Raw genomic sequence first — 19,191 nt, 5'->3', positions numbered from 1 at the left:
CGCGTGATCTCCGGCAACGTCATCGGGTTCAGGACCCGGTCGGCTCGTCTCATTTCGTTTGCGCGCCCAGCATGATCGGCGTCGTCTGGATTAGCTTGAGCGATCTCACCATCTTTTCGACGGTAGCCTTGTACGTCTTGAAATGATCCGTTGCGAGGTGAGATTCGTAGGCGGCCCTGTTCCGATAGATCTCGAAGACCTTGACCTTCGTGGGGTTGTCTCTTTCGGACACGGCGTACAGGACCAGGATGCCGGGCTCTTTGCGAATTGCCGCATCGATCTGCTCCTGCACCGCGGCCCTGTAGGCGTCCAATTGGACGGGATCGACCTCGATCTGCGCAATCTGTACGTACTGTTCGTCGGCCTCCTGGGCGACGGCACCACCGGTGAGGGTCGCGGCGTGCATCGATGCGCCAAGAGCAAAAAGGTGCTTTGCGGTCATCGTCGCCTCCTCAACGACGTTGTTCTGAACTTCAATCAAGCACGGTCTGTCCGCGATCACTTGAGATATTGCTCGACGGAGTGAAACGTATCCGGTCGTAACGAGTGAGTTGCTTCCTTTGAGACGGAGACTCAGCGACGCAGTTGCGTACGTGGCCGTGCTGCCCTTGTAAGGTTATTGGGACCCGCGCAGCAGCGCCTACAGCCTTTCAAGGAGATGCGTAACGACGCTGGGTCGGCTGGGGCTGCCGCCAGCATAGGATGGCGGATATCAGCGCTCTCGCTCCTTCATTCTTGCCCCCTCGTAATGCACCTGGTCTTTGTCGGTTGTCGCTCGTTGGCGCTCCTGAACAGAGTCTAGGACACTTGCGCGTGCAAACGAACGACCGTTTTCGACATGGTGCGCGATCCGCTCCTTGGCGAAGGCCATAATGCTCTGGCGGGCATGCTCATCGTTCGGCAGAGCGCGTTCGACAAGTTTGTTGATGACGACCATCTGGGATTGGGCCGCCAGCAGGTCGGAATCATGCGCGGCCGCCGGTCGGTCCGCACGGCGTTCCTCCACTGTCACACTCCACATGTTGCGCCACATCTTCCGCCGTTCAGTGCCTGCGATTCCTGTGGCGGCGTCTATGACTTTGATCGCCCTGATGACGGGTTCGACGCCATCCTTTCGCAGAGAGATGCGGTCGCCAGGCCTGGCGCCACTGTCTGCGACGTCGTTTACAACGCCGGCGCCCCAGACCTGATGTCGCCGGCCATCATCCAGTTCGATGGCTACATAGGTGGACGGTTCCGCGTCGGCCCGGTTGCGATACGGGCCGAAACCGACTTCCATCAGACGTCCGGAAACGCCCTTGTCGTTGTCGAGCCTATCCGCCTGCAGTGACCTGTCGGAGGCCGAGCGAGCCTCTAAACCGTTGGTCCGGGCCTGGGCTCGATCCCATGCGGCTCGTCGGTCAGTGAGCGCCTGGCGATCAAGCTCGTTTGCCTGATAGCCCTGCACCTCTATTCCGCGCGCGCCAGCCTCGAGCCACGCCTCGCGCCGGAACTCGACGGAACCACGGACGTGAAGTGCCTCCCACTGGCGATGCTGTGCCACGCTGACCATGTCCCGGATTACCTCGGCGGTAGCTATGCGAGTGACGAGGCGATCGTCAGTAGACTTGAACGCAAGATACTCTTTTCGCTCATCGGCATACAGCCGCGCTTCGCGGCCAGATCCATCCTTTTCGGACTCACTGGCCACCACGTAATATTTCCGACGGATACGGTCCGGAAACGCACTATCGGTGACCTCCGCGGACGAAGGCTTGTTGGGGGTTGTTGCTACGGACCCGTCTTCCTCCATTTCTCGAGCGGAAGCACGCCCCGCGCGACGTTGCCGCTCTAGGCTGAATTCCTCGCTCACGTTATGCCTGTCGTTCATGCTGCTCACGCTTCTGCTTGCGGCCGGTCCGCTGCGTCTGCGGAATGACCTGAGCGTCGATGTAGTTCAGGGTCCAGGCTTTCAGCTCGTCTTCGGAGAGGCCTTCGAGGTCGACATCCACGTTACCGAAATCGAAACTTGCGCTGGCAGGAATCGTGGAGGGATCGGCCACCTCCTCGTCTGTCATGGGCCGCGCTCGCAACACCACGCGCAGCTCGGCAATCTCTGACCGCAGTTCCTTGATTTCGGCGTCGAGCAGTGCATTTGAACGCCCTTTGGGCATCTGGGGGACAGGCGCCGGCAGCAATCGCTTCAGGAAAGACTTGTCCTCGTAGTAGATGATCTTATCGGCGATGATTGGCGGAATGCCGGTGCCGAGAATGAAGGCCTTGGATTTCGGAAGAAGCTTGAGCTCTTGCGGCAGCATCAGGGCGCGACGATGCTCGGACACCGTCTCGCTGATCGCACGCATCGCGAGCCCTTTTGGTCCGCTGCGGCTGCGGGCGTTGACAGTCTCGTAGCCGATGCGCTCCGAGAGCTCATTCGCCACGTCCTGCTCCTTTGGGGCAAACACGACCTCAATGGCGTGGTTGGTCATGAAGTTGCGGGCTGCGTCGATCCCGTAGATGGCGCGCAGCTGCGCCGGGCTCTGGACGACGGTGAGAAGGCGGATGCCGTAGCCAGCGACGAAGGCGACTGATTTTGCCAGCACATTGACATTGCCGAGCGCAGGAAACTCGTCGAGCAGCAGCAGTACCTTGCGGTTGAGTTTGGGGTTTTGTTCCGGCAGCTCCCGGGTATTGAGATCAACCACCTGCTGGAAGAACAGGTTCAAGAGCGGCGCCATGCGGTCGAGATTGTCAGGTGTTACCCCAAGGTAGATCGACATGGGCTGCTGCCTCAGCTGCCGCAGGTCGAAATCGTTGCTGGACGTAGCAGAATCGATCCGGGGATTGAGCCAGAGACCGAGCCGAGCCGTTACAGTCTTGCGGACCGAGTTCAACGTGTTCTCGGAGGCGGCGAGGAAATCATTCAGCGCCGTGATGCAGTGCCGGGACAGCGGGGAAGGACCGATCTTGCGGTCGGCGATGATCTTGTCGAAGTGAGCTTTGAGGTCCTGCGTCGCTGACAACTGGCGCAGGATCTCGCCGATCGTCAGTGGCAAGCCCGGCGTTTCCGCGACATAGCCGCCGATCGCCACAAAGGACGAACGTGCGGCCTCGAACCAGAATGGATCGCCGCGGCTCTCGGCCGGAAACAGCATCACTGCAATGCGCTGCAGATCGTCATAGAGGTCGGCGGGGTCGCTGCGCACATAACCCAGGGGATTGTAACGTGCGGTGCGACCGTTCTCGTCGAGCGGGTCGAACAGATGGACCTCCTGCCCGTGTTCTGCGCGAAAGCCGGCCGAGCGATCCCAGTTCTCCTTCTTCACATCCAGCGCAACAACTGAATCGGGCCAATTGAGCAAATTCGGAATGACATAGCCGACCCCCTTCCCGGCGCGAGTTGGGGCGTAGAGGAGGACGTGCTCCGATCCGCCGAAGCAGAGCATTTTTCCATCTTTGCGGCCGAGCAGCAGACCGTCCCTGGATCGCAGGCCTGCGGCCTTGATCTCCCGCTCGGAAGCGAATCGGGCCTTGCCGTGAAGGGGAAGCGGCCGTTGCCGGAGGATGGTGCCGAGTAGGCCAAAGACTACAATCAAGCCGGCTAGAGTTGACAGCGTCAGCCAGCGGTCGAAACGCGGGTCAGCGCCATAACGCGGCCAACCTGTGGCGATCTCTGACCAGTGAAAGCCGCCATCGTGAAGCCTTAGCCCAAGCAGCAGAACATTCGAGGCGACGAGCAGGAAGACTGCACCGGCCAAGAGCGCAAGCGCCGTGCCCCGGGCCGCCTTAACGGGCGTGGTCGCGCTTGCGAACGGGGTCATAGTAGATTTCCGAGATGCGGTAGCGGCCGTTACGCTTCTGCATCTGGACCACCACGTCGACCAGATGCAGCAAAAGCGAACGGATATCGTCGCGGTGGAGGTCCCGTCCCTCCGCACTCTCCTTGACCAGCAACGTCATCTGTTCGAAGGCGAGGCGAGCGCTGTCCGCGTGAACTGTCGTAATCGATCCCGGGTGCCCCGAATTGACGTTCCTGAGATAAAAGAAGGCGGTGCCGTCGCGGAGCTCCTGCAGCAGGATGCGATCTGGCCGCATGCGCAGGGACGACTCGAGCAGTTCGCGGGGGCCGATTTTGGCCACGCCGTGCCCGTCCTTGGCATAGAGGAGTCGGACACAATTCTCATGCGGGATGACGAGCTCAGCGGTGTCTTCAATGGTGAGCAGCCGCTCTTGCGCCGGGATCGCCGCGATCAGCGCCTTGGACAGGGTCGTCTTGCCGGAGCCCGTCGCTCCCGAGATCAGAATATTGCGGCGGGTTCGCACCGCAAGCTCAAGGAACTCGCGCCATTGGCCGGTCTCTTTCAGCGCGAGCAATCGATGCTCGTCGGCGTCTAGCTCGTCGCTCGCGGAGCGGACCTCATCGAACAGCTTTACCTGCTCAAGAGCGTCCAGGTTCATGCTCAGTGTCGAGGGTTTGCGGATCGTGAGGCTGATCGCGCCAGCCGGCACGGCTGGCGGAACGACGATCTGGCAGCGCTCCTCGCCGATCAGGCTGGTCGATACGACCGGGTATTCCGGCCCGATATCCTGACGAGTGTGACTGGCGGCGGCGGTCGCAAGGTGCGAGAGATAGGTGTGCGTGAGGGCTGCGACTTCATGCCGGGCCCAACCGTTCGGCCCCTCCACGAAGATCTCGCCGGGGCGGTTGACGACGATTTCAGTGAGGGTGACGTCGGCCAGGTATGGAGCCAACGGCTCGAGGTAGCGCGCCAGTACCAGGCGACCACCGTCCTGCCCGATGGATGCGACTTGGCTCATTTCGTCACCTCGGCGGGCGCGACGAGGCCTCCGGGGAGGGTGCGGTCGAGAATCTGGGTGCGGCTTTCGATCCGTCTGAGCTGGTAGACCGACGAGAAATCGAGGTCGCGCGCGACAAAGATATTGACCAGCTCGCCTTGATTCTTGCTCAGCGTCGGCGGGATGTTGATGGACTGCTCGACGGCAATGCCGGCGGCGGTGTTGGTCGCACCAGCCGTGTTGTTGATCTGGATCGAGCCGTCTTGCAATTGCTGGCGCCCGATCGAAGAGGCATCGCCGACGATTGACAACAACAGCGCCGAGCCGAAGCGCTCCCAGAAGTGCGTGTCGATGTCGCCGTCGAACCCGGCGCGGCCGAGCGCATCCGTGGCGGGCGAGGCCAGCGCCACGATGACACCTGTCGGTGTCTTGGCGCGAGCCCATAGCACGAACATCCTTTTGGAGCCGCGCCGGACATTGCCGCGGTATTCGCCAACGACTTGCGTGCCCTTTTCCATGAGAACCACGTTGCCGGAATCCGACATCACGTCGCGCAGCACGACGCAGGAGACGAAGCCGGCCACATCCGACGACATTGCGGTCTCGAGCACGCAAGGGATTGAAGTGCCCTGGGTAACCAGAAGATTGCGATTGGGCAGCCGCGCCGCCCGCACGCCCTCGATCGGCGTGGGTTTGAGCTTGTCGGCAAGTTCGTTGCGTGGCTCGGCCCGCCCGAAATCATAGGGATCAACGGGGACACCTCCGGTCGGGACGTTGCGGGCCGGTCGTCCCGACGCGACCGGCCGATTATAGGCCAGTACCGGCGCGCGCCGCGCGCTTTCGAGCATCTGGTCGGGAGCCGGCGCGGCGGCCGTCGGCGTGGCTGAGATGGGCGCGATCGGAATGGATGCCGTGGTGACCGGTGCGGTGGGTGGCTCTGAGGCGGGCTCGAAGGCCGCCGCCTGGCGGATCATGAGCTTTCGGGCCGAATCCGTGACCGGTTTATCGCTTTTCCAGGTTCCCCAGATGATCAGAAAGGCGAATGCTGTGAGCGCGAGCGCGCCGAAGCCGCGCTTGAGCATCGCCGTTCGACCGCTGTCCCCTCCTCCCACTGGGGTAATTCCGCGCTCGCCGGCAAGCGTCTCATGTTCAAGCTCGGTCATGTTGCACCCGCCTCATCGTGCCTTAAGGGTTGGAGATGACCTCTTCGCCCGCCGCTCGACCGAGGGGCTCGTGGTGTTGGTACCGGGGTTGATCCCGACAGCATCGAACGCTTCGTTGAAGATGCAGAGCACGATGTGGCCCTTGCGCAGCCGAAACTCGCGGGCCGTGGCGTGGACCACCACGAGCTCGCCACGGACATCCTTGGGCACCAGACTTTCAGAGCCGTCCGAGTTGATCAGATAGATCGCCGGGATCTCGCGATTGCCAGCGAAGCGGAAGGTGGTTTCCTTGCCATCATCGAAGACGGCTTCGGGTTCGAGGTCGACCGAGCCTTGGGCGGAAAAGCGCCAGTTGCGGGCGCCGTAGGCATGATGCAAGTCAAACGTCTGATCGATCAGCGCGCCTTCCCGCTCGGCGCCCCGGGCGGCCGCCTCGATGCGGCGTCGCTCGATCTCGTCGCCGGGGTAGGCAAAACGCACGACGAAGTAGCTGTCCGCTAGCGTGGTCTCGGCGATCGACAATTCAAATTGATAGGAGCGCTTGCGTCCGTCGGGCCGGGTGGTGACGACCTGCAGATTGGTCGGTGGATGTTTTTCGCGCGGCTTGAGGAAGAGAATCGAACCCGCAGGCGCGACCTCCCATGCGATCGCGTCGCCGATAGCGACATGCGCGATCTCCTCGTCATCGGCAAACACGACCTGGGTCGAGGCGCGAATGACGCCGTTGAGGCGGACCACATTGGCTGGGTCGTAGGTCACGGTACGCACACGCGCATCGTGCTGACCGGGTACCGGCTGCTGCAAAGCCAGCACGGGTGCCGCAAATCCAAGAGCTAAAGTCATCAAAAGGGCGAAACGTTTCATGGCACGACCTCCGGATCGGCGCGATACTCCGAAACCAGAAAGCCGAGCGGATTGATCAGGCGGTCTGCGGAGGACATCGGTGCGCTGGCATAAGAGAACGTCAGGGTCGACACCCAATGGGTCACATGGGTTTCCTCGCCCTTGCGGCTCTCTTTCAGGAACCGCACAGATGCGACGTTATCGGCCAGCAGCGAGATCGCCTTGATCCGTACGGTCGCTACCCCGAAACGGCCCTGAACGACTTGCGGGCTTTCGGGATTGGAGCCGCGGTACCAGGCTGCGAAGCGGGCTTGTTCACCCTGCCCGGAAAGCAACGAAATCGTCCGAAAATTGGTTTCCGCCTCCGAATAGCTGTAACCTTCACGCGCCCGGACGTAGCGTCCAAGGAAATACTTGGTGACGGCTTCGTCATAGCGTGCTGGCGTCGAATTAAGGGCCGAGACGGTGTCGACAATGCCAGTGGCGTTATCGACCCGGATCACGAACGGCTCGACGGTCTTCAGCGGCGCCAGGGCTGCGACCGCCCCGACTGAGGCCACCGCCAAGACGCAGGCCCCAGCAGCAACCACCCACGCTGTTCGCCGCGAGCGGTGGGCCGAAAGAAGCAGATCCTGTTCCCATCGCCGCGCATTCTCGAAATAGCTTTTCAGGTCATCATGCCCGACCATCTCACGCCTCCTTGCCACAGGCGCGGTAAGAGGCCGCTATATCGGCTGAATGGCTGGACGCAGCGAGATGGGTCGAAGGCGCTGACGGACTGCCTTCGCCCTTCCGAATGATAGGTGCGGACGGCGAAGCTTGCGGTTCCGGTGTCGCCGGTGGTGCGCCGGACTCCCAATCCCACAGCGAGCGATTGAGTGGCCGCCGAGCCAAGCCATCACATGAGGGCGGCCCTTTTGACCAGTTCGCGCAGCCCCCGAGCTGCCATGCGATGACACAAATAATGAATAGCCGACGCCACATCGTTCTGATGCCCCTGTCTTGCTTGTCGCCTGATGCCGGCGACCTTTGCTTACCTTGTCGAGGTCCCCGGCGATTGCGCGCGCCGTATGCTGCCGCCTTGACGGCTGGCTCTGAGTGCAGCGAGGCCGCGGCCGGCCGACCACCGGGCACCGGCATAGGCACCTCCGGCGGCGGCCGTGGCATTGGCTATCATTGGGCTCGTGACCAGTCGGCTTGCCAGCGACGCCCCTCCGCCGGCGAGACCGCCTGCAATGATAGGCAATTGGAGCGAGATGTATCCCGACAGACCCAGCACCGCGCTGATAGCGACCGCGGCCACCAGCATCTCGCCCGCCGTCCCCGCATTTGCCGCGAATCTGTCGATGAAGCCGCTGACAGTGGTCAGCATTAACCCGACCAAGGCGACCACCAGGACCAGAAGGATCACGAAGTTCGCGAGCTGCCGCAGCCAGGCTTCTGTAAACGGGCGGGTTGCCTCAAATAGGCCCAGTGCGATGAAGAGCGGGCCGAGTGCGATGACGACCCCAAGACCCACCTTGGCGTAGAGCAGGATGGCAAATTGCAGAAACGCACCGATGGCCACAAAGACCAGAAGGATGGCTGCAATGAGAGCGGGTGCGACATTGGTTAGCCCAGCCTGCTCATAGATCTTATTTGCGACGTCAATTCCTTTGGAGAGGAGCTGATCGAATGGAGCTCCGGAACTGGTATTCAGTCCTGAGCCCGCTAACGCATTTCCGATTTCTTTCGGCAACGAGTCGAAGAACAGACTCGTGACGTATTGCTGAAACGCGCTGGAATTCGTCGCGAGCAGCACGACCACCACGATCCGCATCGCCCGCCAGGCGAATTCCATGATCGGCTCGGAGATCGCGCCGCGCATCACGGCAAAACCGTAGAGGATGACATAGAGCGTGACGGCGGTGCGAAGTGGACCGTCGATATAGGACGCGAGATTCGAGACCGAGGTCGACACGAATGCCGTGATCGGTTGCTCGAATTCCTTCAGGAAGCTGTCGAAGACGTTTATGGCCACGCGGAGATTCCTTACTTCAGGGCGTCTTTCATCTCTTGTATGGTGATCTTGTTGCGGGCCTCATTCGCGTTCATGCAATTCGGCGTCGTCCCGAGCGCTCCGGGATCGTCGCGGCACGCCTTGAGGGCCATCGCAAGCTCATCCCGATGATCCAGAAACCAGCCGACAGTTTTGGCTTGTTGGTCCTTGTCGGCGTTGTTGCAGCCCGCAAGAGCCGTGGCGACGGTGAGGAGAACAATGGCAAGTCTGGTCTTCATTGTAGGGCCGCCTTCATTTCGTCGACCAGTTGTCGCCGTCTCTCCCGCTCCCGCTGCCCATCCATGTCCATGCGGGCCTGCTGGATCATCGCCAGCCCGTGCATTCGGAGCACATCGTTCTGCAGCAGCGCCTGTTCGGCCTGCAGCCGGGCCGAGAGATCGAGCACCTCCTTGGCGTCGGTCGCTGAGCTTATGCGAGCCCGGAGCTCCTCGAGCGCATCAATCCGCTGCGAGGCGGTGTCGTATACGGCTTGGCCGAGGGAATGCTTCGCACCAGTCTGTCGGGCGATCCGGTCGAGTTCGCTCTGGTAGTAGGAGTTGCCGCTGTTGCCGGAATACGCGCGGTTCTGCGAAAGATAGTGATTGATAGCATCGGCGAAGTTGCCGCCGCCCTGCCCTGCAACAAGACGTTCGATGTCCGAGAACTGTTGGGGCAGGACTTTCCGGAACTGTGGCGTGTTCAGGAGCGCGCCGATGTCGTTGACGTTTGTCCGCTTATTGAAACTGTCGTAGAGCTGCTTGGCCTGGCTTAATTGATCCTGTGCGACCTTGAGCTGTGATGTCAGGGTGTCGACCTGTTTCTTCAGCTCCGTCAGCTGCTCAAACTGCCGCGCATAGACGCTTGGGTCGAACACGATCTCCGCCCCGGCGGGTGAGGCCGTCAGTAGGGCGATGACTGACAGGCAGGCGAGCGCCGCCGGCCCACGCTGGATTGTCATGGGATTTTCCTCCGCTCCGCGTGAAACACCGGCAGCCATTGTGCAGGGTCGTCGCCGACCTGCTTGCGGACGCGGTCGAGCAGCTCGACGGTTTTGGTGCGTCCCGACAAGACGGCGAGCGCGTCGTCGAAACCGCGGAGATCAAGTTCCGCCACCACCGAGTTGTGCCCCTGTTTGACCAGAAAGCGCCGGCTTTCGGGCGCGAGCTCCTCCTTGATCAGGCGGAATTCCGTGTCGGTCAGATGGAAGCCGTCGACATAGTCCGAGCGCGTGCCCCGCGCATTCGGCAGGAAGATCTGGGTCGGGCACTGTTCGACAATGGTGTGCGCGATTGGCGATGCCAACGCGTCGCGTGGTGACTGCGTGCCGAACACCATGACACCGTTCTGCTTGCGGATGGTCTTGAGCTTGTTGTTGGCGAGATCACGAAACGCCTCGTCTCCAAGCGCCTTCCAGAACTCGTCGATGTCGATAATCAGGCGTCGTCCGTCGATCAGCCGCTCCACGCGATGGAACAGATACATCATCAGCGGCGTGCGCACCGTGGGATGATCCAGGAGAGCGGTCATGTCGAAACCGATGAACGCGGCCTCTAAGCCGATGGCGTCCTGATCGCCATCGAGCACCCAGCCGAACGGAGCGCCCCGGCACCATCGCTCCAGCCGCGCGCCAATCCCCTCGCGGTCCTGCTGTCCAAGAAAAGCCCGCAATGTCCCAAATGAACGCTCCGATTGCTGCAACTGACCGAGCGCTCGCAGTCCGGAATCGATCCGTTCCTCCTCGACCACGGTCAGTGGGCGGTCGTCCGGCGTGACGAGTTTCCGAACAAGTTGACCCAGGAAAGACAGGTTCGCTGGCGTCAGCTCCAGCGCCTTGAGCGGCGCGCATCCGGTCGGGGCACCGTTGTTGAGAGTTAAATATGCGCCACCGAGGGCGCGCACGAAGATCTCCGCGCCACGGTCTTTGTCGAAGAAGACGTAGGACGCGCCTAACCGCTCCGCCTGTGACAGCAGGAAGTTCTGCACGACGGTTTTACCCGACCCTGAGGGGCCGCAGATGAAGGTGTTGCCGAGGTCGCCATGATGAAATGAAAAGTAGAAGGGCGAGCCGGACGCGGTCTTGAGCATCGCAACGGCCGGACCCCAATGGTTGCCCGCAGGCTTCCCTGTGGGATAGGTGTGGAACGGAGAGAATGCCGCGAAATTTCGCGAGTTGATCGCGCCAGTGCGCGCCCGGTATTTGAAGAGCCCAGGAAGCTGCGCCCAATAAGCTGCTTCAAGTCCGAGGTCTTCCCGGGCGACCACCGCACCCGCTTCGGCGAGCGAGCGCCGCGCCACGCTCATGTGGTCCTGCAGCTGGGACGGCCTATCGGCGTAGACCAGGAGCGAAAGGTGATGGTCTCCAAGCACGAAACGGTTGGATTCGAGGTCGTCGAGCGCGTCAGAGAGCTCGTCGATCTGTGAGGCGGCCGGATCCTGGGCCGAGACCAGCTGGTTCTGCTTCCGCGTCAGGACCGTCTTGGCGTCCGCCTTCGCCAAAAACGCGAATGATTGCGTGACGATGAGCTCAAACGGCGCGGAAAGCAGCGCGTTCAACAGGCCAGGTTTGGTGGATGCCGGATATTCCTTCAGGCCGAACATGCCAGCGAACCGCGATCCGCCGGCGCCGCGGATCTCGAGCGCTTCGCGGCCGAAGATGACACGGTTGGAATAGAGCGTGGGACCGATCGGTCCTTGCGGCAACGGCATCGGCATCCATTCCCCAGAGGTGAGAGCGTGGAGCAACTCCATCGGTTCTGAGAAGGTGATGCCCTCGCGCTCGACCAATCCGACTGCCCGGGCGCCGTAACGGTCGAGGGCCGCAACGATGTCTCGCGTTGCGTCGTCAAGCCGCTTCAGGGCGGCGCTGTCGGCCTCGGCAGAATCTGAGGTGCTTCGGCTGAGCCGCCGAAAGAACGCAGCCGCCGTATCTGTTGCCGCACGGCCGGGGTGACAAACCAGGGTCAGATAGAGATCGTTGCGAAACAGCGCTTCCTTGCAAAGCCGCTCTCGATATTGTGCGTCAAGCGCGGCTGCGAAAGTCGACCGGAAGGTGCCGTCGGGACAGACCGACGTCCGGCGGCGCACCACGTGACTCCAGAGCGCCAGTTGCGGATCTGCAACATTGCGCAGGGTGAGGTTCAGCTTGCCGTGCAGATCGTTCAGATCCGAGGTCTCGGCGGTCTCGAACGAGGTGCCGTCAATCCGGATCACCGTCATCAGGGCTCGGGTCGTGAGACTGATCACCGTGTTGGTGACATGCCGGCCGAACGGCAGGTAGACGTCGGGCTCGATCTCCCGGGTTTTCAGCGCCCTGTTACGCATAACCGAGGTCCCTTGTTCGATATCGCCGCAGGAGTTTGAGCGGCGTGCAGGATGAGCCGCCCCAGAATGCGGCGTTGCGCGCGCGGCCTCGGGTTTCGATCCAGGCGAGCAGAATCCGGAACATGTTGGGATCGTGCCGGCAGATGATGCGGCAAAGTCCATGGATCGGAATCGCGACCAGGCCGTAGACGATGCTCCCGGCTGCCAAGAACAGGATGCAGGAGAACATCACGTTGAGCGCCATGGCTTCCATGGTGACGCCGGCGACCATGGCGGGACGCGTGCAGGCGAGGAACAAGGTGTCCTCCGTGAGACGCGCGGCCTCGCTCATCAGTGACCTCCGGTTAACGTCGAGACCACCTCGGAGGCGCCGAAAGTGATGGCGACGCCGAGCACGACGTAGGCCGCCTTGCGCAGATCGAGATAGCCGAACATCCAGGCGATGCCGACAATGATGACCGCCAGCGTCGCCAGTAGCCGAGCGACGTTGCCGGTCAGCATGTTGACGATGTTCTGCAGCACGCCTTCGATGTTCGCGGTCTGCGCCAGCGCCGGCTCAACCAAGGCGATGCTGAGAACGGCCCCCATGCAAAGCAGGGCAGCGGAGTGTTTAAGAGGAGAAGTCATGGTACGGCTCCGATCGGCGATGCAGCCGGGGCGCTGGCCCGGACCGCCTATTGTGTTGAGAGGAAAAGACGGCCGTTCTCATCGTTCGTAAACAAAGGCTGATGTGCCTAGTCCCGAGCGATAGACGTCCCAGCGTGGGCGCTCGCCGGCAGAAGCTGCGGGCGGATTGATTGTCGTATCGCTAGTGGGGCGATCGTGACCGGTGGTCGCCATCGGCTGGGCGCGAGGCTCGGCGGCTTGGCTGGACGCCGTGGACGCGAAGCTCGCGACAACCTTGGCAATCGCCTGGTCGTGGTCCGCGTTTTTCACGCTCGCCGCTTGCAGTCGCGCATCGAACAATCTGCCAAGGCCAGCAATGTGCTGGCATGCATCAAACGTGGTGGTAGCCGTCAGCCCGGCCATCTTTGTTTCCGCAGCATTAAGTTGAGCAAGGCCTGTTCGGACCTGCTGGCCGTTGGTGACGGCCTCGGTCGCGAGCTGGATGGCTTCGTCTCGGTCGGTCGCTTGAATCGGAATCGGTTTGCGCCCTTCAATCGTGATGAGCAGGGGCTCGAATGAGCTCGCCTGCCGCACGATGGCCGTCAGGTGCCGAGCCATTGCGGTCGGGGCGCATCGTTCGACCAGAGCCGCGAATGCAGCGGGATCCATGGTGAGAGCCTTTTGTCAGGAGCTGAGGACGTTCGATGTTAGGCCGCGATTGCCAGGCTCGACGGCGCGTCAATTGCACACCCTGAAATCTGCCCGGCCGCTCGGATCGTACCGAGAGCCTCCTCGGTGATCGGCAACAAACCGGCGACGGCTTTGGTCGAGCCGATTTGGCGCGGCATGCCGAGGCGATCGAGATGCCATCCGGCGCGACGCAGGATGCGTTCCATGCGCAGATCAGTGACGGTAGCAATGGCTTGTAGATTGTGCTGCTGACCCCATTCGATCATGGCTGCAAACAGCAGGAACGTCGCCTTGCGCAGACCATTCTCTGCCGTCGCAGCAACAGTCTCTGTGTCAACGCAAAAGCGCGAGCTCTCCCAAATCGTGGTCGCCTTCGGAGCCGGGTTGCCATCCAGCAACACTGGGAACGTATCGGCGAGCATGTTGCGCCCGGTGGTCGGCAGCAAGCGAACACAGCCAACAACATCGCCCTGTTCAAGAGCCAGGAGATAAGTCGGCCCGAAGGTGTCGAACTGATCGATCTCCAGTCCGTCGGAGACAGAAACATCCCAATCGAGCCGTTCCTTGAACACGCGCCCTCGCAGGCGATGCATTCCTAGCGTCAGTTCGGAGTCGTGCAGGAGTGCCGCACGGCTACGCACAATGACCTTCATTCTTAACCTCAAACTTACGAATCACAGCTTCGAGATTAAGAAAGCAGCCACGGTCACGGCGTTGCGCTGTCAGTTCTGACAGGGCGTTATGGATCTGTTGGGCCGCGAACGGTATTCGCAAGGCGCGGCTATCCGCGCGCACTTTGGAAACTCTATAAGTTCGCGATGCGCGAATCCGACAGCGCAGGGAATGTAATTCCGTCACTTATATAAATTGAGAAAAATTGTTGCTTTGAGCGACGGATCAGAAGCTATTTCTCCTCTGTCTTTATGTTCGCCGTTGCTGCTGTAGTTCTGACGGGGCGATATCGAATTGTTCGTGCCGCAAAGCTGCCGCAACGTCGCAATACGGCCTGCACGTGGAACGCGAATCATCAGATTGTTCGCGTTGCGGGAACTTAAGAAGTGACTGAAGTGGCGCAATGAAAGATGTCAAAAGAGCATACGATGAATTCGTCGATTGTCTTCACTCGGCCCATACGGAAGATGATTTTCGGCGGGTGGCGGAACGGACCGCGCATGCATTGGGCTTCCGTTGGTTCGCCTATTTTGGCAACCGCGGGAATGGACCCAATCTGATCTCATCCTATCCAAAGAGTTGGACGAGCCATTATTTTCGGGAAGGTTATCACAACATCGATCCCGTTCTTCAGGAGCCGCGAAATACAAGCCGGGTCTTCTTCTGGGATGGACGTGAGGCGCGAAGCGCCAGATCACCGAAAGAGCGCCGTCTGTTTGACGATGCACTCAGCTTCAAGATCAGAACAGGCCTGACGATTCGTATTCCCTCGAGCCAAAATCAGTTCACGGCGTTTACGCTTGCGGTGGACGAGCGCAGCCTTGGACTCGATCGTTTCATCGAGACCTCGCAGGACATGTTGGAGATGGTTGGACACGCGTACCATGCACATGTAAGCGCCGCCAGAATCGGGCGCCCGATCCCGGTCGGGCATCAGGAATGCGTGCTGACTCAGCGCGAGCGACAGTGTCTCGGTTGGATTTCTGACGGCAAGACAATGCAAGATGTAGCGGAGCTTCTTGGGATCAAGCCGCGAGGAGTAAAGTTTCACCTCGACAATGCCAGGCAAAATCTTGCTGCATCAACCCTCCCACACGCTGTGGCGCTCGCGTTTCGGCAGGGATTGCTCCCGTAATGTGCAAAACAGCTGTCCGCTTGTATGAAGTGTCTTGGCCACGATTCAATCAGGCTCGCAGGTTGGGAGATTGCATTCAAGGCGCGGGATTTCTTTGGTACATAACCGCGGCGTGTTTTGCGGACAAGCCAAGCCTCGAGCGCTTCGACGGCCTGGACCCTCCCGGCAAACAGATCCATCCGCCGCCAGCCGCGTTGGCCGCGACGCCCCCATTCGCGCACCAACGCTGTATCACCGAACAGAGTCGGTTCGATCGTGAGGACATAGAACCTGGCCATGTTGCAGGCCGGATCGCACCGTTGGAGCACAAGGCATGGCACCGTGAGTTGGGACATGCGCAAGAATCGCAACTGTCGAAACCGCCGTCCAATTAACTTATCGAATCGATCAGGGCTCTCGATTCAGAAGTTTAATACCAGCGATGAAAGCCATCGGTCTGCCGTGCGCCTCAGACTGCGAAGAAGATGGGCGTCACCCTGCGGGTCGGGCTGTTGGCTGCGCTGAAGCCCCGCGAGCGGGTCTTCCGTAGGGTAGGCGCGGGACACCTCGTAAGAGGATATCCCTACGCCTCCCTCCAAACCGTGCGGGCACCTTTCAATGCACACGGCTTTCCGTACGCGCATACTTTCGACCAGAAACGGTTGTTCGGCACGACGGGCACAGGACAATGGTCTTGCGCCGCCAACCGGACTGTTTCCAAACCGCCAGCACGCTTCGCAGATCTCCGACGCGGCGGAGGTGATGCATCTCAAATGGTCCGCTCATACCGCCGCACGCTTCGCATCTGCGAGCGCTAAGCCGATCGATGAGATCATTTGGGTTTTTGACCCACCACGCACCTGCCGTGACATTATCCACCACAGGACTCGTCCAGTAGGTTTGAGTGAGATACTTCAGTCTCCATAGCTTGATACTGCGAAGCTTGCCACGGACCACAGAGCTGACCTCGTAGTCCGTCCCATTCCACAGACGTGCCATGGTTCTCGCTGTCGTCGTCCGATGTCGCATCGCCAGCGTCTTCACGGCACTGCGGAACACGACAAGCTCCAACAGTCCCAAAGCGCTTTTGATGTCGTCGGCCAACGAATGGTAGTTCGCGAATCCACGGAACTCTGAGTTATAGGCGAGGACGGTTGCGACGTCGCTGGTAACAAGGAACTGTGCGCGATGACGGCCAGTCTTCCTGGCGAGGTCGCCATAGCCGTGTCGCTTACAGAACTTGGTGACTTCTTGCCGAGGCACTCGCAAGCTGACATTGTCGGTGGTCGGGCGGCGTAGCACGCGCCATGTCCGTCCGTCCGGTCCCGTGCGGCTGGTTTTCCGTCCAGCCCCGTAGGATGTGTATGTCGAGATGCGATAGCTGAGGAAGGTCACTCCCTTTGAAGCGGCGTGAACTCCACTTTTCTCGGGCGACACGGCGAGCTTCAAGGCGTGCGTCAAGAACTGTTCGACGCCCGCCATGATCTCACACGCTTCCCGCTTGCTCCCGATCACGCCGATGAGGAAGTCGTCGGCGTAGCGGCAGTAGCGGAGCCTTTTGAAGTTGGGGTCCATCGGATCGACGGAAGGCACTTTCCGTCTCTCCTTGTTGACGGCTTTGATCTCTGCAAAAGCAGCGTCGATCTCGGCCTGATCCGCGCCGTTGGCACGGAGCCGTTCAATTTTGCGGCGGAGACGGAGCACGCGCCGTTCCAGCGCGGCATAGCGCGGGAATGGACGCCGCACGCGGCCTTTGTCGAAGTCCGCTTTCATTGTCTGCATTCGCTGATCCAGCTCATGCAGATAGATAGATGTTGGCGAGCAAGGGCGAGACAACGCCGCCCTGTGGCGTACCACTGTACGTGCGTCCGTAGACCCAATCTTCCATGTAACCTGCTTTGAGCATTCCTTCGATCAGGCCGATGAACCTATCGTCATCGATCCGTTTCCTCAGAAGCTCGAGCAGGATGTCATGGTCGATATTGTCGAAGAACCCACGCACATCCACTTCGACTAGCCACTTACAACCCGTCCAGGTCTTCTTGATGGTCTTGAGAGCGGTATGGCAGGATCGGCCCGGGCGGAACCCATGCGACTCATCGAGGAACACAGGTTCGTAGATCGCTTCGAGCAATATCCTGACCGCCTCCTGGACGAGCCGGTCTTCCACCGTGGGGATACCCAGCGGTCGTGTTTTGCCGTTGTCCTTCGGGATATAAACCCTCCGGACTGGCCGGAAGCGATAAGTACCCTCTGCTACGCGCCTGGCAATATCGGCAAGCTTCGCCAGCGACATGCCGTCGAAGGTCTTGCCATCTACACCGGGCGTCAGGGCTCCCTTGTTGCGGGAGACCTTTTCGTAGGCCCGCTCGAAGAGATGCGGAGATCTCATCAGGCGGTGAAGGCCATTTACGCGCTTACCCGACCGCGACAAAGTCGGCAGTGATTCAATTCTTCTTTGGATGGTAGCGGCCTGCATCAGCAGAACCTCTCCGTCGAAGAATCTCTTCTACGCATACTGCAAATGCCGCTGTTAGCGGCATCGTCCTTCCCCCGGTCGGAGGCGCTTTCGGTCCGGTCGCCCGGCCTTATACGCATGATCGTCCACCTCGCGGCGGCTGTCCCGGCCATTACGCCGGGCATTTGGGTACTATGACGGCTCCGTCGCCATACAGGTTCTCGAAAGAACCTGCTGTAGGCGATCCCGTAGTTACGTGCGTGGGGAGTTGCGGCATGTTTAGGTGTCCCGTTCGTCTCCTTAATCCACTGACGGTGGTCGTCCCACGCGGACTGGTGGCAGTTCGCACTGGGAGGTGCGATCCGCCCCGCGTGGCATAGCGTGTCAGCCGCGTTCGCTACGGCCAGCCCTTTGGCAACTGGAAACTGGGATTCAGGCAATACAGCTTTCACCATGCATACCTTTACTTTGTACTCTCCACCGGGCTGCGGCGCCCGACTTCGAGACGTTTCCCCGGCATGCTCTGGTCCCGTTCCCCTTTCGGAGTTTCAGTCGTTTCCGACACCGGTAAGCCGGGCAAGTAAGAGCCATAACCAGCAGGCTCCATTCTTTCGAACACTCCCTTCTTCTCCACGCCTCTACGGCGCGCCCCTTACGGGCTGCCATCCCTGACGCGAAGCGGCCCAAGTTCCCGAACGAGCCAGCTGCTGGTCTATCGGAAGCTCCCACGCATAAGCGTCGGACGCGAACTCCCAAATGCAAGCGATGCCTATGGCCTCGAGGACATCGAACGAACGCGGAAATTGCGCCGAGCAACCGCCAGGTGGGCAAATCGACTTTCGCTCGACAAAAAGGACGGCGGCAGTTCTCGCGGTCAATCAGACCGGCACTGCATCCACGGAACGAACCATGTGCGTTTCGGCTCACGTGCTTCCGGTAGAGGACCAACCCGCTCTCGAATGGGGCTTTCCTTGGTTCTGGTGCGGCCTTCCACGATCAACCCGCAAGGGGTTCGCTACGCAAGCGTGCGACCTCTCCGGCTTCGCCTTCGAGGTGACCGCAGCCGCCCCTGAACACGTCGGCGCCTGTCGAGCGGGGATGGTCCCCGCCGCAAGACGGGAGCCTTTCATGTCGCACAATCTCACCCTCGCTCAGAACCACGCTTTCGATCTGGCCCGCACGCTGATGGTGCCGGTGATACTTTTCCAGGCTGAAAACGAGTTCGGTGTGATGGTCTCCAGCGAATACGACGGCGACCAGGACGCCATCGTCCATGAATGCGACCCTTGGTGCCCGGCTCATTGAGCCGGGTGACCGGCTGCCGCTGGCGCCATGCCGGCTGCAAGGGAAGCTTCGCCGCGCCCAGCCATCTGACAAATTCGACAGCTTGCCTGCGCGCCCTTGCGCCCGGCAGGCTTCGCGGCCGGTCGGAGATGTGCCGCAAGGCCAGGAACAAGCGAGACCAACAGAAGAAAGGGCCGGACGTCGCCTGCGCAACGCCGGTGCAAAC

General features: G+C 60.9%; 20 protein-coding genes. 2 read left to right on the top strand and 18 right to left on the bottom strand.

Annotated elements, in window-relative coordinates:
• Nucleotides 1–49: 49 nt before the first annotated feature.
• From P6U28_RS40185 to P6U28_RS40115, 15 genes are all read right to left on the bottom strand, one after another.
• Nucleotides 50–442, bottom strand: coding sequence for a putative quinol monooxygenase (locus P6U28_RS40185; protein ID WP_407123224.1), 393 nt, complete (start codon nt 440–442; stop codon nt 50–52).
• A 270-nt stretch (nt 443–712) separates the two neighbouring features.
• Nucleotides 713–1,870: an LPD7 domain-containing protein gene (locus P6U28_RS40180; RefSeq protein ID WP_407123494.1), complete on the bottom strand. Its 1,158-nt coding sequence runs from the start codon at nt 1,868–1,870 to the stop codon at nt 713–715.
• Nucleotides 1,854–3,800 carry a type IV secretory system conjugative DNA transfer family protein gene (locus P6U28_RS40175; RefSeq protein WP_407123493.1) on the bottom strand — a complete coding sequence of 649 codons (1,947 nt, stop codon included), beginning with the start codon at nt 3,798–3,800 and terminating at the stop codon, nt 1,854–1,856. Before P6U28_RS40175 ends, P6U28_RS40180 begins: the two co-directional genes overlap by 17 nt.
• On the bottom strand, nt 3,766–4,797 hold the full coding sequence (gene virB11, locus P6U28_RS40170) for a P-type DNA transfer ATPase VirB11 (protein ID WP_407123492.1): 1,032 nt from the start codon (nt 4,795–4,797) through the stop codon (nt 3,766–3,768). Before virB11 ends, P6U28_RS40175 begins: the two co-directional genes overlap by 35 nt.
• Nucleotides 4,794–5,939 carry a type IV secretion system protein VirB10 gene (gene virB10, locus P6U28_RS40165; RefSeq protein ID WP_407123491.1) on the bottom strand — a complete coding sequence of 382 codons (1,146 nt, stop codon included), beginning with the start codon at nt 5,937–5,939 and terminating at the stop codon, nt 4,794–4,796. The genes virB11 and virB10 overlap by 4 nt, the downstream gene beginning before the upstream one ends.
• Nucleotides 5,940–5,951: 12 nt before the next feature.
• Entirely contained in the window at nt 5,952–6,803 is an 852-nt protein-coding gene (gene virB9, locus P6U28_RS40160; protein WP_407123490.1) for a P-type conjugative transfer protein VirB9, read from the bottom strand.
• Nucleotides 6,800–7,471 carry a virB8 family protein gene (locus P6U28_RS40155; RefSeq protein ID WP_407123489.1) on the bottom strand — a complete coding sequence of 224 codons (672 nt, stop codon included), beginning with the start codon at nt 7,469–7,471 and terminating at the stop codon, nt 6,800–6,802. Before P6U28_RS40155 ends, virB9 begins: the two co-directional genes overlap by 4 nt.
• A gap of 344 nt (nt 7,472–7,815) precedes the next feature.
• Nucleotides 7,816–8,742: a type IV secretion system protein gene (locus P6U28_RS40150; protein WP_407123488.1), complete on the bottom strand. Its 927-nt coding sequence runs from the start codon at nt 8,740–8,742 to the stop codon at nt 7,816–7,818.
• A gap of 71 nt (nt 8,743–8,813) precedes the next feature.
• Nucleotides 8,814–9,059, bottom strand: a complete 246-nt coding sequence (locus P6U28_RS40145; RefSeq protein WP_407123487.1) for an EexN family lipoprotein — start codon at nt 9,057–9,059, stop codon at nt 8,814–8,816.
• Entirely contained in the window at nt 9,056–9,778 is a 723-nt protein-coding gene (gene virB5, locus P6U28_RS40140) for a P-type DNA transfer protein VirB5 (RefSeq protein ID WP_407123486.1), read from the bottom strand. The genes P6U28_RS40145 and virB5 overlap by 4 nt, the downstream gene beginning before the upstream one ends.
• Nucleotides 9,775–12,141: a VirB4 family type IV secretion/conjugal transfer ATPase gene (locus tag P6U28_RS40135; protein WP_407123485.1), complete on the bottom strand. Its 2,367-nt coding sequence runs from the start codon at nt 12,139–12,141 to the stop codon at nt 9,775–9,777. Before P6U28_RS40135 ends, virB5 begins: the two co-directional genes overlap by 4 nt.
• On the bottom strand, nt 12,134–12,472 hold the full coding sequence (locus P6U28_RS40130) for a type IV secretion system protein VirB3 (RefSeq protein ID WP_407123484.1): 339 nt from the start codon (nt 12,470–12,472) through the stop codon (nt 12,134–12,136). Before P6U28_RS40130 ends, P6U28_RS40135 begins: the two co-directional genes overlap by 8 nt.
• Nucleotides 12,472–12,768, bottom strand: coding sequence for a TrbC/VirB2 family protein (locus P6U28_RS40125; RefSeq protein WP_036029551.1), 297 nt, complete (start codon nt 12,766–12,768; stop codon nt 12,472–12,474). The genes P6U28_RS40130 and P6U28_RS40125 overlap by 1 nt, the downstream gene beginning before the upstream one ends.
• A gap of 78 nt (nt 12,769–12,846) precedes the next feature.
• The gene (locus P6U28_RS40120) at nt 12,847–13,416 is read right to left on the bottom strand and encodes a type IV secretion protein (protein ID WP_407123483.1); all 570 of its coding nucleotides are present in this window, start codon (nt 13,414–13,416) and stop codon (nt 12,847–12,849) included.
• A 38-nt stretch (nt 13,417–13,454) separates the two neighbouring features.
• Nucleotides 13,455–14,090 (bottom strand): acyl-homoserine-lactone synthase, encoded by a 636-nt coding sequence (locus tag P6U28_RS40115; RefSeq protein WP_407123482.1) that lies wholly within the window; start codon nt 14,088–14,090, stop codon nt 13,455–13,457.
• A gap of 422 nt (nt 14,091–14,512) precedes the next feature.
• Here P6U28_RS40115 and P6U28_RS40110 point away from each other — a divergent pair, with 422 nt between their 5' ends.
• Nucleotides 14,513–15,244 carry an autoinducer binding domain-containing protein gene (locus tag P6U28_RS40110; protein ID WP_407123481.1) on the top strand — a complete coding sequence of 244 codons (732 nt, stop codon included), beginning with the start codon at nt 14,513–14,515 and terminating at the stop codon, nt 15,242–15,244.
• Here P6U28_RS40110 and P6U28_RS40105 read toward each other — a convergent pair.
• The 3 genes from P6U28_RS40105 to P6U28_RS40095 all read right to left on the bottom strand — a co-directional run bounded on the left by P6U28_RS40105 (nt 15,157) and on the right by P6U28_RS40095 (nt 17,702).
• A complete protein-coding gene (locus P6U28_RS40105) occupies nt 15,157–15,522 on the bottom strand; it encodes a WGR domain-containing protein (RefSeq protein ID WP_407123480.1) in 366 nt (121 codons plus the stop codon). The genes P6U28_RS40110 and P6U28_RS40105 overlap by 88 nt on opposite strands.
• A gap of 316 nt (nt 15,523–15,838) precedes the next feature.
• On the bottom strand, nt 15,839–17,005 hold the full coding sequence (locus P6U28_RS40100; protein WP_407123479.1) for a group II intron reverse transcriptase/maturase: 1,167 nt from the start codon (nt 17,003–17,005) through the stop codon (nt 15,839–15,841).
• Between the two features lie 13 nt (nt 17,006–17,018).
• Nucleotides 17,019–17,702, bottom strand: coding sequence for a reverse transcriptase domain-containing protein (locus tag P6U28_RS40095; protein WP_407123478.1), 684 nt, complete (start codon nt 17,700–17,702; stop codon nt 17,019–17,021).
• Nucleotides 17,703–18,809: 1,107 nt separating this feature from the next.
• Here P6U28_RS40095 and P6U28_RS40090 point away from each other — a divergent pair.
• On the top strand, nt 18,810–18,986 hold the full coding sequence (locus P6U28_RS40090; RefSeq protein ID WP_407123477.1) for a hypothetical protein: 177 nt from the start codon (nt 18,810–18,812) through the stop codon (nt 18,984–18,986).
• The last annotated feature ends 205 nt before the right edge of the window (nt 18,987–19,191 follow it).

Source organism: Bradyrhizobium sp. STM 3561 (assembly GCF_045571455.1).
GTDB lineage: Bacteria > Pseudomonadota > Alphaproteobacteria > Rhizobiales > Xanthobacteraceae > Bradyrhizobium > Bradyrhizobium vignae.
This window is presented reverse-complemented; position numbering and strand designations above follow the sequence as displayed.

Excerpts from the sequence above, each read along its gene's own strand:
- P6U28_RS40185 (WP_407123224.1), bottom strand. The coding sequence starts at position 442 with ATGACCGCAAAGCACCTTTTTGCTCTTGGCGCATCGATGCACGCCGCG.
- P6U28_RS40180 (WP_407123494.1), bottom strand. The coding sequence starts at position 1,870 with ATGAACGACAGGCATAACGTGAGCGAGGAATTCAGCCTAGAGCGGCAA.
- P6U28_RS40175 (WP_407123493.1), bottom strand. The coding sequence starts at position 3,800 with ATGACCCCGTTCGCAAGCGCGACCACGCCCGTTAAGGCGGCCCGGGGC.
- virB11 (WP_407123492.1), bottom strand. The coding sequence starts at position 4,797 with ATGAGCCAAGTCGCATCCATCGGGCAGGACGGTGGTCGCCTGGTACTG.
- virB10 (WP_407123491.1), bottom strand. The coding sequence starts at position 5,939 with ATGACCGAGCTTGAACATGAGACGCTTGCCGGCGAGCGCGGAATTACC.
- virB9 (WP_407123490.1), bottom strand. The coding sequence starts at position 6,803 with ATGAAACGTTTCGCCCTTTTGATGACTTTAGCTCTTGGATTTGCGGCA.
- P6U28_RS40155 (WP_407123489.1), bottom strand. The coding sequence starts at position 7,471 with ATGGTCGGGCATGATGACCTGAAAAGCTATTTCGAGAATGCGCGGCGA.
- P6U28_RS40145 (WP_407123487.1), bottom strand. The coding sequence starts at position 9,059 with ATGAAGACCAGACTTGCCATTGTTCTCCTCACCGTCGCCACGGCTCTT.
- virB5 (WP_407123486.1), bottom strand. The coding sequence starts at position 9,778 with ATGACAATCCAGCGTGGGCCGGCGGCGCTCGCCTGCCTGTCAGTCATC.
- P6U28_RS40135 (WP_407123485.1), bottom strand. The coding sequence starts at position 12,141 with ATGCGTAACAGGGCGCTGAAAACCCGGGAGATCGAGCCCGACGTCTAC.
- P6U28_RS40130 (WP_407123484.1), bottom strand. The coding sequence starts at position 12,472 with ATGAGCGAGGCCGCGCGTCTCACGGAGGACACCTTGTTCCTCGCCTGC.
- P6U28_RS40125 (WP_036029551.1), bottom strand. The coding sequence starts at position 12,768 with ATGACTTCTCCTCTTAAACACTCCGCTGCCCTGCTTTGCATGGGGGCC.
- P6U28_RS40120 (WP_407123483.1), bottom strand. The coding sequence starts at position 13,416 with ATGGATCCCGCTGCATTCGCGGCTCTGGTCGAACGATGCGCCCCGACC.
- P6U28_RS40115 (WP_407123482.1), bottom strand. The coding sequence starts at position 14,090 with ATGAAGGTCATTGTGCGTAGCCGTGCGGCACTCCTGCACGACTCCGAA.
- P6U28_RS40110 (WP_407123481.1), top strand. The coding sequence starts at position 14,513 with ATGAAAGATGTCAAAAGAGCATACGATGAATTCGTCGATTGTCTTCAC.
- P6U28_RS40105 (WP_407123480.1), bottom strand. The coding sequence starts at position 15,522 with ATGGCCAGGTTCTATGTCCTCACGATCGAACCGACTCTGTTCGGTGAT.
- P6U28_RS40100 (WP_407123479.1), bottom strand. The coding sequence starts at position 17,005 with ATGCAGACAATGAAAGCGGACTTCGACAAAGGCCGCGTGCGGCGTCCA.
- P6U28_RS40095 (WP_407123478.1), bottom strand. The coding sequence starts at position 17,702 with ATGCAGGCCGCTACCATCCAAAGAAGAATTGAATCACTGCCGACTTTG.
- P6U28_RS40090 (WP_407123477.1), top strand. The coding sequence starts at position 18,810 with ATGTCGCACAATCTCACCCTCGCTCAGAACCACGCTTTCGATCTGGCC.